Genomic DNA, 12,942 nt, shown 5'->3' with positions numbered 1-12,942 from the left:
GGGGGACAAGGAAGACAAGGGGGACAAGGAAGAGAGTTAGGATGTATGAACGGAACCTGGTAGTATCGCTCAACATCTCAAACAAAGGAGTTTATTTATGGTTGACGCAGCAAACGTCACTGACATCAAACAAGCCATTATTCAACAACTTGAAACAGCTTCTGTTGAAACTCTTAAAGAAATTCTGGAATTACTTCAAATTCGCTCTTCTGAAGATGAGGAAGACATTATTGAATCTCGTAAAGCGCTAGAAGAAGCAAGGGTAATTGGTACAATTCCTTGGTCTGAAGTCAAGAGACAAGCTGGGTTGTAAGCGTTGTGGCTTATCAGATTGAATTCACGCCCGCAGCGAACAGGCAGTTTAAGAAACTCCCTAAGGAAGTTCAACAACGAATAGAACGAAAAGTTAATCAGTTGGCCATTGAACCACTTCCCGATGGTGTTAAAAAATTAAAAGGCACTGATTCTCTTTATCGGGTTCCTGTAGGAAGCTATCGCATTATTTACCAAATTCTGGATGCAGTTTTACTGGTGACTGTTGTTAGAGTTGCCCATAGAAAAGAGGTTTACCGCTCGCGATTTTATATTGGTGGGCTTTAGCCCACCCTACGAACATCTCTTCTCTAAACTGCTGCCGACTCTTGAGGATTAACAATGCTCTTATTTTCTTCTGCATTGGCATCTGGAACAGCAGGCACACGCTCAATTTTAGCTCCCACTTGCTGCAACTTCATATCGAGCCTGTCATAACCCCGATCTAAGTGTCGCAATCCTTGAACGATAGTTTTTCCTTGTGCTGCAAGTCCGGCGATAACTAATGCTGCTGATGCTCGTAAATCCGTACCCAGTACAGGTGCGCCTGACAGCATGGGAACTCCCCGAACAAATGCAGTATTTCCTTTGACGCGGATGTCAGCCCCCAAGCGATTTAACTCCGAGGCATGGCGCAAGCGATTCTCAAACACGGATTCGTTAATGACACTGTCCCCCTCAGCAAGTGTGAGCAATGCCATAAAGGGCGCTTGCATATCTGTGGGAAAACCAGGATGCGGTAAAGTTTCGATGTCAGTTGCTCTCAGAGTTTCTGCTGGCAAAGTCCGCAGGCAATTGGGGGCTTCCTCAACAATTGTGACTCCGATCTCTTTCAGTTTGGCAATCACAGGAGTGAGATGCTCTGGAACGACTGGCGAGAGAAGAAGCTCCGAACGGGTAATGGCTGCTGCTACTAAAAAAGTACCCGCTTCAATGCGATCGGGAATAATATCGTACTCCGTAGAGTGCAACTCAGGCACGCCAACGATCGTAATTGTGCTGGTTCCCGCACCCTGTATTTTTGCTCCCATTGCAATACAGAAGTTTGCCAAATCGATAACTTCCGGTTCCCGTGCAGCATTTTCAATGATGGTTTCGCCATCTGCAAGAGTCGCAGCCATCATTAATGTTTCTGTAGCACCTACGCTAGGAATGTCTAAGTATATCTTTGCTCCCTTCAATCGGGGGTTCCTGCCAGGAACATAAGCATTACAAATACCATGTTCAATCTGAACTTCAGCCCCCATTGCTTGGAGTCCTCGAACATGGAGATCTACCGGTCTTGCTCCGATCGCACAGCCACCCGGTAACGGAACTTGTGCAACTCCCAACCGTGCCAGAATTGGTCCGATGGCAAAAAAACTTGCCCTCAATTGTGTCACCAGTTCATAGGGAGCCTTAGATGTTGTAATTTCTCTGGCGTTAATCTTTAAGATTTCTCCGTCTTGCGTCAAGCCAACGCCCAAAGCTGACAAAACTTGACCCATCCGTGCAACATCTGCCAGTAGCGGCACGTTGCGAATACGACATTCACCCGAACAAAGCAATGCACCAGCCATTATGACTAGTGCTGAATTTTTCGCCCCACTAATTTTTACATGACCGTGCAAACGATTTCCGCCCCATATTTGCAAGACTGAGGAGTCTGTTTCAGAAGATTTGGTATCTGGTAAACCAGTAGAAGGAATAATAAGCATGCTCTCCGTAAATAACTATTTTAATACGATATAAGTTGGTTTCGATTCTACACGATAGATTCTGATTGTCCACTATTATCTTGAAAATGGGAGTGGGTAGGGAGTAGGGGTAGGGAGTAGGGGTAGGGAGTAGGGGTAGGGAGTAGGGGGTAGGGAGTAGGGGTAGGGGTAGGGAGTAGGGAGTAGGGAGTAGGGGGTAGGGGTTGACAATTAGAAATAATTGAGTAATAATAAGCAATTGTGAGTAAAATAACAACAAACAAAACTACACGCGGAACTGCGGAATTGGCAGACGCGCTAGATTCAGGTTCTAGTGCCGCAAGGCTTCCGGGTTCAAGTCCCGGGTTCCGCATGAAATTATGAATGGTGAATGATGAATTATGAATTGCAAGTTCAACATTCATAATTCAACATTCATAATTCATCATTCATTAGATGTTAACGAGTTTACAAAACACCCTGGTAAAGCAAATTCGCAAACTTCACTCCTCTAAGGAGAGACACAAGCAAAATCTATTTTTAATAGAGGGAACGCATTTAGTAGAAGAAGCTGTAAGTGTGAATTATCCTCTTGATGTGGTGTGTTGTACTTCAGAATGGCAAGCAGCAAATTCTTCTCTATGGCAGCAGGCTTGCACTCTCAGCGCAAGAGCAGAAACTGTCAGCGAAGACGTTTTGAAAGCGATCGCGACTACAGTACAACCAGATGGTATCGTGGCAACAGCAAAAAGGGGCGATCGTACTCTGAAAGTTCCATTTACCAATGTGGTGTTAGCATTAGAAACAATACAAGATCCCGGCAACTTAGGCACAATCATTCGTACTGCGGCAGCCGCTGGTGTATCTGGATTGTGGCTGAGTGAAGATAGTGTGGATTTAGATAATCCAAAAGTTTTACGTGCTTCTGCAGGGCAGTGGTTCCGCTTGGCAATGGCGGTTAGCCCCGATTTAAAGACAACAGTACAGCAAAGTCAAAAAGAGGGGATGCAAGTTGTAGCCACTTTGCCAAACGCGACTTTAACTTACTGGGAGGTAGACTGGTGCAAACCCAGTTTGATTTTGTTAGGAAATGAAGGTGCTGGTTTATCAACAGAATTGACTGCAATGGCAGATGTACAAGTCAAAATCCCCTTACAGCCCGGTGTAGAGTCGTTAAACGTTGCGATCTGTGCTGCGTTAATGCTTTACGAAGCTCAAAGGCAGAGGAATTATAAATTATGAATGATGAATGATGAATGATGAATTATGAAAATAATATTCATAATTTATAATTCATCATTCATAATTTTTCTTTGCCATGTATTGCTCGATATCGGCAACGGCATCTTCAAAAGCTTCTAAATCAATCCCTAATGAATTGTTAGCTTCCTGTATTTCACCAATACTAGCACTGGGCAACTCTGTGGTTTCTTCATTTTCAACAGTGTCCTTATGGAGCATATCTTCCAACTGGTTGAGAGATTGAAGAAACTCCTTAGCAGCAGCACGACGGTGTTTTTGCTCATTTTGATCCATATCTGTTTACAATCCCCTTTGTTTCTACTCCTATACTGTTACAGCAACTGCACCTCCCCATAAAGTCAGACCTTTACAGGCTAAAGGTAGATCATACTCTATACCTACTGGTTCTGCTACCTCATGTATGATAGGTGGTATTTTTTCTGCGTCTACAGAGAAAGAAATGTACCAACCATCTGCTTGACGACTATTTGTAAAAGTCTGAGTGATGTATGATTCTGTTAACGCCTCTTGTAAGCGCAACGTACCAATCGTGGGAACTTTGATAGTTTTAAGTGCCGATACCAGAACAATACCATTGGAGTCGTAAACAGTAAAAGATTGACCGTTTGGAGTCTGATGCAATGCAAAGAGCGTTTACACTTTGCCAGAATAAGTCTAACCCGTAGTTGTAAACCCAGCGAGAGAAACCTGCGTGTTGAGCCATTAACGCTTCTTCTGACTTATTCAGTTTTAGTTTTCTCTTAATGGCAAACACAACAAGTTCTCCTTAGGTTGTTTACTTATTGTAATGCAAATAGAATTACACGACAAGTCTTATATGCCAAAACATATTTTAAACGTCAGAATTAATGATGAAGAAAGACAAATCCTGATTGAGTATTGCAATGCTCAGGAAAGAATACAGTCGGATGTGATTCGGGAGTTTATTCGTTCTCTAAAAAAGAAAACCAAGACGGAGCTAGATGTCACTTAATGTCTAATTTTGTCTGGTTAATTATGTACTAGGAGTCTCCTCTTTCATAAATAAAACCGCCATGCATAAGTGATGGACGGTCAATTTTTATTAATATTTTTTACAATTCAAATACGTATCTGCAAGAATTTTTCTTGCACAAGATTGGGGATTGGTCGGGGACGCATTGTTTTAACATCAACCCATACCCACAAAACTTCAGCAGTAACCAATAAATCTTCCTGGCTCTGCTTGCGAATTTCATACCGCCGATAGGTACGAGTCCCCCGCATTTCCTTTAACCAAGTTGTTACCTCAAGGGTATCACCTGCGATCGCCGGACGTAGGTAGTCAATTTCCACCCGTCGCATAACAAACACGCCACCCAGTTCTCGATACACATCCAACGTCAAACCTAAATATTCTGAATGTTCTATCGCGGCTTGTTCCAAGTAATTTTGGTAAACGGCATTATTAACGTGTCCCAAGGCATCCATTTCGTAGTGCCGAACCCGCAGTAATGTTTTAAATGGTTGCATGAGTGTTATGAGTTGCAGAAAGCAGATGATATTGTAGCAGCATCAATCCAATAATTGCCGTCACTTTTTGTTTATATTTTTACCACGAACAATAATCAGCATTAAGTTTTTTCTCAAAAAAGAGCGCTCGTGCAAGTGTAAAGCTTTACTTGTGAGAAAATAAAAAGATATACAGATAAGAAATATCTTTTCTGTAAATCGTGTTTATTTAACTAAGAAACTGGGTGAAAAAACCCATACCTTGTTCTCGTTCCCAGGCGGAGCCACCGGATCGAGGTGGGGGATGAAGTCGGGGAGCTTGGAGCCTCTCAGAATCAATGTGTTGACTTTGAAATTGGGTTAGTGGCGTCTGGTAAGAGCTACTAAAAATCGGAGGGAATCGATATGGCTACTCGTGAGAATTTAATAAATAATTTGTGGCATAAAGTACAGCAAGACTCCGTAGGTTGGGGTTCGTTAATGCTTTGGGTGGTTGGAATGTTTATGCTACTACTTATGATTGTTATGTTTTCTACTACCTAGTAGTACTTTGAACCTATGAATTTCTTGAGAGTTGTAGCAGCAACCATACTAGTGTTAACCACTACCAACGTAACTGCTCCTGTGAATGCACAAGATTCACCTGTGAATCAACCTACTCAAAGGAGCCAAGTTCCTGATGCTTGTGTCCGCAACCAAGCAGAAACCTTACCTATACCTTTTAGCGATGTGTCACCCGATCATTGGGCGTTTAAAGCAGTAATGACAATGTATTACTGTGGGGCATTTCGTCAAGCTACCCCACCCTCATTGCTGCAAGAACCTCAACCCTCTCAAAGCGAGCAGTTACCTCAAAAAAAACCTCAGTCGCAAACAGAGCAGCCTTAAAGGAACACTTATATTGAAATTCGTAAAAAGAGCCTGGTTTTGAAAAACTGGGTTTCTTTTTGTCAGTAAAAAAATATAAGCCGATCGCTAGAGCAAAAAAAACGGATTCGCAGCTAGTATGTAAGCACTCGTGTATCATACAACTGTGGAAAATCATGTTAAAATGAATTAGGAAAGAAGAATGTTTAGTTTCTAGGCTGTAGTCAGGGAATGCACGCAGCAAGGTTTAGCCTTGCCTATTAGATAGAGTATAGAAGGCAGCAAACCCACTAGAAGCCATTGCCAGCCAGAGGTTGGAAACAGAAGTGAAGCAATACCCCAAAATCGATCGTGAAAACACTTGTATCTTCTTATCAAGAAGGAAAACAAAAACTCAAAACTCAACTAGAGAATGTAGAGAAATCCGAGCAAGTCGTTCAGCTAATACAAAACGAGATTAACAGACTTGCAGACTTTAACAGTGAATACATCAACGGATTAACTCCACAACAAGCGCGTCTTGCAACAGTGATGTTAAAAATGCTCAATCAATATACAAGTATTTTGATATTGGTTGAAATGCAAAGCTCTACTCACAAGACTCCGGAAATTAGCAATGATGAGGTGCGATCGCAAAACCAGGAAGGCTTAACCAAGTTTAGCTTGAGTACTATACTGCCATTGCACAACATTGCTCATGTAGAGAAAAACTTGAGCGATCGCTTGCAAGCCATCTTGCAACAAATTCAACATAACCGTGAAGTCATCAGCAGCTTACTAGCTGGGGGTGTAGCAGGAACTTTAGCAGGAGATTCTTGGTGGGGATTAATAGGAGCAGTCACAGGAGGAATCATAGGAAAGATAGTTCAGGAAATCAAGTTACCTGAAAATTCAAACAACATACCACAGGTAGAATCTCAGAACGAGGTAAAAATAAATATAAACATTGAGAAGTTACTAGACAACCTTTATCAAGCTTTTCAGTCAATAGATTTGACTGTTGCTGCTTATGGAGTCAGAGAAGAAAAAGCATCCAAACTGGGGTTAGAAAATAATTTAGACTTATTAGAGTACTTACAAGACTTAATGGCAGAAGCCTTAGATAAACAAACTCAACTTCCAACTGCTGTACGCAGGCGCATTGAACAAGCAGCAACAATTTTAAGACACTATGGAATTGAGACTAGAGTTTATCAACCCTTGCAGGAAGAGAACTTAGGGATGGAAGCTTTCTCAATGTTTTACTTTGAGCCAAGCCTCGATCCACAAGTTACAGATTATATTACACTAAAACACGCCTTTGTTAAAGATAACCAAGTCCTGTTACCAGGAGCTGTTATTGAACCGGTTAGTGGTTAGTGGTTAGTAGTTAGTAGATAGTGGTTAGTAGTTAGTAGATAGTGGTTAGTAGTTAGTAGAAAATAATCAACAACCAACCACTAACCACTAACCACTAACAACCAACAACCAACAACCAACAACTAATAACCAACAACCAACAACTAACTACAATGCAAGATTATCAAGGAATTAAAATTATCGGGTTTGATTTGGGACACGGAGAAACAGCGCTGACTTGGGTGAGAGCCGATAATTCTGAGTCAGAACCTCAAAGCTTACTCATTAATAATAGAAAAAGCCAAATTACCGCTATTGCTCATCATCCAAAGAAAGGAATCATTATTGGTGAATTGGCTTGTCTAATGTCTGATGCGACTATCTTTGAAATAGCTTTTAAAAGTAGAAAATTTAATGTCATAGAGTACAAAAAAAGTCTTCAAGAGTTTGTCAAAGCTATCTACCAACATCTTATTGATACAAAACAAATTCAGTTAGATGACATCAATCACTTTTTTATAGGTTGTCCGTCAGGATGGTGGCAAGAAGAAATTGAAACATACAAGCAAATTCTTTCGGAAGAGGGATTGCCAAATCTAACAATCGTGAAAGAGTCACGAGCAGCTTTAATGCATTCTAAAGAAAGTGGCATATTCACTATCAAAGAATTGCAAAAGTCAGTTTTGATTGTCGATATTGGCTCTTCTACGACAGATTACACCCTCGTGAAAGGAATGTCTGATACTCCCATAGATTTCGGACACGATTTAGGTGCATCTTTGATAGATAAAGAAATTCTCAAGACAAGCCTGAAATGCCACAGACAATACAGAGAGGGACGTGAAGAAATTTTACAACTGGGAGAACTTCTCAGAGATGAGGAAATTTTACAACTAGAAGAGATTTCACAACTTGAAAGAATCTTTGAGCAAAGTCCGTTATACAAAAATCGCTGCGAACTCCGATGCCGAAAAGCTAAAGAAGAATATTTCACGTATGAGGAGTCTTATGAAAAGAATCTAGTGAATGTAGGTATTGAGGATATTCAAAGGAAATTTAAATTTTTGCCCATCGTGAATGGCAAAACTATGCACGCTATCCTCAATGAACCTTTGTCAGCACTTGGGAATAAAAGTTGGCATGATGCTTTCCGCACCCAATTGCAAGAAGTCAAAGAAAAATTGGAGCAAATCGGCATTCAACCTAGTTCGATTCTCCTAACAGGTAGTGCGTCTAAAATGGGCTTCATAGTAGAAATATGTCAGGAAGTCTTTCCCGACATATCTTGCAAGCGAGATGGAGAACCAGAACTTTCTATTGCCAGAGGATTATCGCGTTGGGGACGAGTTTATATTCGTACAGCAGGGTTTTTGGAAGAAATCGGTCAATTTCTTGACCGAGAATTGACAGGAATTGTGGGAAATCACATACCTGCTTTTCTGGAGAAGTTAGCAGAAGACTTGGCAGATGGTTTGGTAGACAAGGTGATTGGGCCTAGCGTAAAATTGTGGCGCGATCGCAAAATTGTTACTCTCTCTGCTCTTGAGTCGGAAATACAGCAGAAAGCCAAAACTTGGTTAACGGGAAGTGATGCCAATGACAAAATGGCTGCTAGTTTAGTTGAGTGGCTGTTAGATGTTCAAAACGAGGTGAGGGAAAAGACAGATTCCATTTGTCTCAAGTATGGTTTACCTATTGGTACATTTGGAAATAAAAGCATCGATTTGGGCGATCGCGCTGAAAAAGTCCCGACTTCCATATCGTTTAATGATTTTACAGGGCTTTCGGTCTTTGTTGGTCACCTTGTAGGTATTATTGTCGGAGTTATCCTAGCTGGCTTGTTTCATATCCTGTTTTTTACGGGAATCATTGCGCCGATTGTTGGAGTCTTAGCTTACTTTGTGGGTGAGTCCTTAATTAAGGATACAGACATACCCGCTTGGATACGCCAATTTGTTTCAGACGCTAGAATCGATGAACTTGCACGTCAGAAGAAACCAGAGTTACAGCAAAAAATTCAACAAACTTTCATACAAGATCCAACAATTGCTGTCAAACTTGGTAGAGAGCTCGGTGAATGGCTCAAAGAAAGCGTTCAAGAACAAGCTGATAAAGCTAGGTTGCTTATTGCATAATAATGAGAGTTGTTGGTTGTTGGTTGTTAGTTGTTAGTTGTTAGTTGTTAGTTGTTAATTGTGCCACTAACCACTAACCACTAACCACTAACCACTAACCACTAACCACTAATCAATTAATCAAACAGCCCAATACATTCATGCGTATCTCACTTAAATGGTTACAGGAACTAGTCGAGTTAAAACTTAGCCCAGAAGAGCTAGCAGAAACACTGACATTAGCTGGGTTTGAAGTAGAAGATATTGAAGATCGCCGCACTTGGGCAAATGGTGTTGTTGTGGGGAGAGTACTGGAGCGTCAACCCCATCCCAATGCTGATAAGTTGAGTGTTTGCCAAGTCGATATCGGTAAGGGCGAAAATCTCAATATCGTTTGTGGTGCATCTAATGTCCGAGCAGATATTTACGTGCCGGTAGCCACTGTGGGAACTTACTTACCCAACATCGATCTGAAAATTAAACCAGCAAAATTACGCGGTGTCCCATCTGAGGGTATGATTTGTTCTTTGAAGGAACTGGGTTTGCCTAACGATGTGGACGGAATTCACATTTTTACTCAAGATAACCTGCCCTTGGGTAGCGATGTGCGTCCGCTCTTGGGTTTGGATGATGTTATTTTGGATGTGACTGCTACTGCTAACCGTGCTGATGCTTTATGTATGGTTGGTATAGCTCGTGAAGTTGCAGCTCTAACTAATGCAAAGTTATTGCTAAGGGAACCGGGTGAAATATCTAGTTCTGAGGGTAAGTTTAATTTATCTCTCCAAATTGCAGATACGCAAGTTTGTCCGGCATACATTGGGACGGTTGTTGAAAATGTCAAAATTACAACATCACCGGATTGGCTGCAACAGCGATTGCGTGCTGCTGGAGTACGACCCATAAATAATGTTGTAGATATTACTAACTATGTAATGTTAGAATGGGGACAACCTCTGCACGCTTTTGACCGCGAACGTCTCTTGAGTGTTGCAGGTACACCGACGCGCCCCGGTACTTCTCTAGAAATTGGCGTCCGTTTTGCCAATGCTGGTGAAACTATAAAAACTCTGGATGGGCAAACTCGCACTCTATCAACTCAAAATTTATTGATTACTGCGGGTGATAAACCGGTTGCGATCGCAGGAGTTATGGGTGGAGAAGAGACTGAAGTTTATGATGAAACTCAGAATCTGATACTGGAAGCTGCACTGTTTGATTCCGTGGCAATTCGCCGTTCTTCTCGTAGCGTGGGTTTGAGAAGTGAGTCTTCCACTAGATACGAGCGGGGCGTAAACCGTGCTGAATTGGAGATGGCGACACGTCGCGCTTTGTCACTTCTCTTGGAACTGGCTAATGGTGCAATTGCACATCAAGAAATTTCTGACTCCCGCCCCGATCCTTCCACTTGGATGCGATCGATAGAATTGCGTTTGGACAGAGTGAACCAGGTTCTCGGTCCTACCGATTTAGGGGAAGATACAGGAGAACTACAAAGCCAAGATGTTGAACGTACACTCACAGCACTTGGATGCAAGTTAACTCCTATTGATGAGAATCGGTGGATGGTTTCCGTTCCTCCCTATCGTTACCGTGACTTGGAAAGGGAAATTGATTTAATAGAAGAAGTTGCCCGTCTCTACGGATACGATAAGTTCTGCGACACTCTACCAGAAACTGCAGAAGCAGGTTACTTGCCTGTTGATTGGGAATTAACGCGCAAGTTGCGATCTTCCCTTCGTGCTGCAGGATTGACCGAACTGATGCATTATTCCCTAGTAAAACCAGGGGAAAACAGGCAAATCGTTCTGAGCAATCCTTTGTTTGTAGAATATTCTGCGTTGCGAACTGACCTCATAGCTGGATTGATTGATGCGTTTCAGTACAATATAGAGCAAGGGAACGGTTCCCTCAATGGCTATGAAATTGGACGTATTTTTTGGCAAGACGAAGACGGGTTGAGCGAAGCAGAGACGGTTGCGGGGATTCTTGGAGGTGATATAACTTCCAGCAAGTGGGTAAGAAGCGGACGCGAGCAACCCATGACTTGGTTTGAAGCCAAAGGGATTTTGAATGGTGTCTTTCAGCACATGGGTTTGAATGTGGAATATCAACCCGATTGTAAAGATTCCCGCCTGCATCCAGGGCGGACTGCTTCTTTATGGATTGGGGGTAATAGATTGGGTGTCTTTGGACAACTGCATCCCCAGCTACGGAGAGAAAAAGGTTTACCTGATTCTGTGTACGTGTTCCAGTTAGATCTGGGTGTGCTGTTGACTTCTTTAGACGCTCATGAAATCCTCGTACCGCCCTTTAAGCCCTATTCCACTTACCCAGCTTCTGACCGAGATATCGCCTTCTTTGCACCCGTGAAGGTATCAGTTGCTGAAATTGAAAAAGCAATTACCAAAGCAGGTAAAGAGTTGTTAGATGGTGTAGAACTGTTTGACGAGTATCGTGGCGAACACGTACCTCAGGGACAACGGAGTTTGGCTTTCCGCTTACTGTATAGGGCGAGCGATCGCACTTTGACTGATGCTGAAGTGCAATCCGTTCATAATAAAGTACGCGAAGCTTTGGTTGAGAAATTTGGGGTAACTTTGAGAAGTTAATTGGAATTATTGAACCGCAGATGAACGCTGATGGACACTGATATGATCGTTATTATCTGCTTGCATCTGCGTGCATTTGCGGTTGTTACTAATTCTAAAAAAAATAACCATGCCTAAATATGTGATGTGGGGAAGTTACTGCGAAGATGTTCTAGAAAAACGTGCGCCTTACCGTGAAGCACATCTAGAAGGACTCGCAAAACAAAAAGAATCTGGTGTATTAATTACTATCGGACCTACCAAAGATATCACTAAAGTTTTTGGTATTTACGAAGCTGAAGACGAAGCCACAGTGCGTCAGTTAGTTGAAGCCGATCCCTATTGGCAAAACCGTATTTGGACTGAGTACACAGTTAAAGAATGGATTCAGGCTTTGTAAGTAGTTAGTTGTTAGGTGTTAGTTGTTAGTTGTTAGTTGTTAGTTGTTAGTTGTTAGTTGTTAGTTGTTAAGAGTAGTTACTAACCACTAACTACCAACCACCAACCATTACCCACTAACCACCAACCACTAACCACCAACCACTAAGAATGTGCCAATTATTAAAATGGCATACGACATATGGAATAATTAGCTAACTAATAGTAAGCCAAAAGATACATTTTGCTTTACGAATAAAAATTACGGTAATCATGAAAGCATTTTCATGCAAAAAAGTTTGCTTTTGTCTAGACTAGAGAAAGGAAAGAATGAAACTCAAATAATATCGTTCAACGTTTGAGGAGTAAATTATGAATTGGATTTTGAAGCGTACATTACTATCAAGCTTGATGGCGACTGGTTTAATTGGTGCCAGTTTTCTACCATTTCAATCTGCACTAGCTGACAGAAACGTGGGACGCGATGCTGCTGTTGGCGCTGGTGTTGGTGCAGCTTCCGGAGCTATTAGAGGTCGTGGTTCTGTCATCAATAACGCTGTTAAGTGTGGTGCTGCTGGTGCTGCTGTTAACGGTGCTAACGGTTTGAGAAAGAATCCTAGCAACCGTAGTTTAGCTCAAGATGTAGCCGTTGGTGCAGCAGCTGGTGTAGCTGTTGGTGCTATCACTCGTCCCGGTAAAGATACCCTTGGTAATGCTGTTGATTGTGGGGCTGCAGGTGCAGTTATTCACTTCATCAATAGAGGCAAAAAGTAGAGCCATAAGTTAGTCCTACTCTTGTAAAAGTATGATAATCAGAAGAAGGGGGAGAGGTATCTGAAGGCTGCTTCTCCCCCTCCTATTTCGATGATGATTTTGGGTTGACAGCTCTTTTTAGGTCAATGAACTACATCTTTTTTATCTCACGCAAAGGCG

General features: G+C 42.0%; 15 protein-coding genes and 1 tRNA gene. 12 read left to right on the top strand and 4 right to left on the bottom strand.

All coding sequences use genetic code 11. The annotated features are described in order from the left end of the window. Positions 1 to 97 precede the first annotated feature (97 nt). Together F7734_RS02295 and F7734_RS02290 are read left to right on the top strand one after the other, a co-directional pair. Positions 98 to 313, top strand: a complete 216-nt coding sequence (locus F7734_RS02295; protein ID WP_155743187.1) for a hypothetical protein — start codon at positions 98 to 100, stop codon at positions 311 to 313. A gap of 5 nt (positions 314 to 318) precedes the next feature. Further along, complete coding sequence (locus F7734_RS02290) at positions 319 to 600, top strand: type II toxin-antitoxin system RelE/ParE family toxin (RefSeq protein WP_166481681.1); 282 nt, start codon at positions 319 to 321, stop codon at positions 598 to 600. Between the two features lie 23 nt (positions 601 to 623). Here F7734_RS02290 and murA read toward each other — a convergent pair whose 3' ends face one another. Then, a complete protein-coding gene (gene murA, locus F7734_RS02285) occupies positions 624 to 2,009 on the bottom strand; it encodes a UDP-N-acetylglucosamine 1-carboxyvinyltransferase (protein ID WP_155743186.1) in 1,386 nt (461 codons plus the stop codon). Positions 2,010 to 2,280: 271 nt separating this feature from the next. Here murA and F7734_RS02280 point away from each other — a divergent pair. Beyond that, positions 2,281 to 2,361, top strand: a tRNA-Leu gene (locus tag F7734_RS02280). Positions 2,362 to 2,444: 83 nt separating this feature from the next. Further along, a complete protein-coding gene (locus F7734_RS02275) occupies positions 2,445 to 3,230 on the top strand; it encodes an RNA methyltransferase (RefSeq protein WP_155743185.1) in 786 nt (261 codons plus the stop codon). Positions 3,231 to 3,284: 54 nt separating this feature from the next. Here F7734_RS02275 and F7734_RS02270 read toward each other — a convergent pair whose 3' ends face one another. Both F7734_RS02270 and F7734_RS02265 read right to left on the bottom strand, forming a co-directional pair. Beyond that, on the bottom strand, positions 3,285 to 3,524 hold the full coding sequence (locus F7734_RS02270) for a hypothetical protein (protein ID WP_155743184.1): 240 nt from the start codon (positions 3,522 to 3,524) through the stop codon (positions 3,285 to 3,287). Between the two features lie 30 nt (positions 3,525 to 3,554). Next, the gene (locus tag F7734_RS02265) at positions 3,555 to 3,872 is read right to left on the bottom strand and encodes a hypothetical protein (protein ID WP_155743183.1); all 318 of its coding nucleotides are present in this window, start codon (positions 3,870 to 3,872) and stop codon (positions 3,555 to 3,557) included. Between the two features lie 196 nt (positions 3,873 to 4,068). Between F7734_RS02265 and F7734_RS02255 the strand changes: the two genes are divergently transcribed. Next, on the top strand, positions 4,069 to 4,224 hold the full coding sequence (locus F7734_RS02255; protein WP_155743202.1) for a CopG family transcriptional regulator: 156 nt from the start codon (positions 4,069 to 4,071) through the stop codon (positions 4,222 to 4,224). Between the two features lie 107 nt (positions 4,225 to 4,331). Here F7734_RS02255 and F7734_RS02250 read toward each other — a convergent pair whose 3' ends face one another. Next, a complete protein-coding gene (locus tag F7734_RS02250; RefSeq protein WP_155743181.1) occupies positions 4,332 to 4,742 on the bottom strand; it encodes a thioesterase family protein in 411 nt (136 codons plus the stop codon). Between the two features lie 384 nt (positions 4,743 to 5,126). Here F7734_RS02250 and F7734_RS60510 point away from each other — a divergent pair, with 384 nt between their 5' ends. The 7 genes from F7734_RS60510 (at position 5,127) to F7734_RS02220 (ending at position 12,783) form a co-directional block, all read left to right on the top strand. Beyond that, on the top strand, positions 5,127 to 5,264 hold the full coding sequence (locus F7734_RS60510) for a hypothetical protein (RefSeq protein WP_166481680.1): 138 nt from the start codon (positions 5,127 to 5,129) through the stop codon (positions 5,262 to 5,264). Between the two features lie 15 nt (positions 5,265 to 5,279). Continuing rightward, positions 5,280 to 5,609, top strand: a complete 330-nt coding sequence (locus F7734_RS02245; RefSeq protein ID WP_155743180.1) for an S-layer protein — start codon at positions 5,280 to 5,282, stop codon at positions 5,607 to 5,609. Between the two features lie 330 nt (positions 5,610 to 5,939). After that, positions 5,940 to 6,947 carry a hypothetical protein gene (locus tag F7734_RS02240; protein WP_166481679.1) on the top strand — a complete coding sequence of 336 codons (1,008 nt, stop codon included), beginning with the start codon at positions 5,940 to 5,942 and terminating at the stop codon, positions 6,945 to 6,947. Positions 6,948 to 7,099: 152 nt separating this feature from the next. Further along, positions 7,100 to 9,061, top strand: coding sequence for a hypothetical protein (locus F7734_RS02235; RefSeq protein WP_155743179.1), 1,962 nt, complete (start codon positions 7,100 to 7,102; stop codon positions 9,059 to 9,061). 140 nt (positions 9,062 to 9,201) lie between these two features. Beyond that, positions 9,202 to 11,652, top strand: coding sequence for a phenylalanine--tRNA ligase subunit beta (pheT, locus tag F7734_RS02230; RefSeq protein WP_155743178.1), 2,451 nt, complete (start codon positions 9,202 to 9,204; stop codon positions 11,650 to 11,652). A 109-nt stretch (positions 11,653 to 11,761) separates the two neighbouring features. Then, on the top strand, positions 11,762 to 12,031 hold the full coding sequence (locus F7734_RS02225; RefSeq protein WP_155743177.1) for a YciI family protein: 270 nt from the start codon (positions 11,762 to 11,764) through the stop codon (positions 12,029 to 12,031). A 350-nt stretch (positions 12,032 to 12,381) separates the two neighbouring features. Continuing rightward, entirely contained in the window at positions 12,382 to 12,783 is a 402-nt protein-coding gene (locus tag F7734_RS02220) for a hypothetical protein (RefSeq protein ID WP_155743176.1), read from the top strand. The last annotated feature ends 159 nt before the right edge of the window (positions 12,784 to 12,942 follow it).

Source organism: Scytonema sp. UIC 10036, from assembly GCF_009725235.1.
Note: the sequence above shows the minus strand (reverse complement) of the source record. Positions and strands in the feature narration are given on the sequence as shown.

What these genes read in the sequence shown, in the direction of transcription:
- F7734_RS02275 (WP_155743185.1), top strand. Translation starts at nt 2,445, where the DNA reads ATGTTAACGAGTTTACAAAACACCCTGGTAAAGCAAATTCGCAAACTT.
- F7734_RS02295 (WP_155743187.1), top strand. Translation starts at nt 98, where the DNA reads ATGGTTGACGCAGCAAACGTCACTGACATCAAACAAGCCATTATTCAA.
- F7734_RS02225 (WP_155743177.1), top strand. Translation starts at nt 11,762, where the DNA reads ATGCCTAAATATGTGATGTGGGGAAGTTACTGCGAAGATGTTCTAGAA.
- pheT (WP_155743178.1), top strand. Translation starts at nt 9,202, where the DNA reads ATGCGTATCTCACTTAAATGGTTACAGGAACTAGTCGAGTTAAAACTT.
- murA (WP_155743186.1), bottom strand. Translation starts at nt 2,009, where the DNA reads ATGCTTATTATTCCTTCTACTGGTTTACCAGATACCAAATCTTCTGAA.
- F7734_RS02255 (WP_155743202.1), top strand. Translation starts at nt 4,069, where the DNA reads ATGCCAAAACATATTTTAAACGTCAGAATTAATGATGAAGAAAGACAA.
- F7734_RS02220 (WP_155743176.1), top strand. Translation starts at nt 12,382, where the DNA reads ATGAATTGGATTTTGAAGCGTACATTACTATCAAGCTTGATGGCGACT.
- F7734_RS02250 (WP_155743181.1), bottom strand. Translation starts at nt 4,742, where the DNA reads ATGCAACCATTTAAAACATTACTGCGGGTTCGGCACTACGAAATGGAT.
- F7734_RS60510 (WP_166481680.1), top strand. Translation starts at nt 5,127, where the DNA reads ATGGCTACTCGTGAGAATTTAATAAATAATTTGTGGCATAAAGTACAG.
- F7734_RS02235 (WP_155743179.1), top strand. Translation starts at nt 7,100, where the DNA reads ATGCAAGATTATCAAGGAATTAAAATTATCGGGTTTGATTTGGGACAC.
- F7734_RS02270 (WP_155743184.1), bottom strand. Translation starts at nt 3,524, where the DNA reads ATGGATCAAAATGAGCAAAAACACCGTCGTGCTGCTGCTAAGGAGTTT.
- F7734_RS02245 (WP_155743180.1), top strand. Translation starts at nt 5,280, where the DNA reads ATGAATTTCTTGAGAGTTGTAGCAGCAACCATACTAGTGTTAACCACT.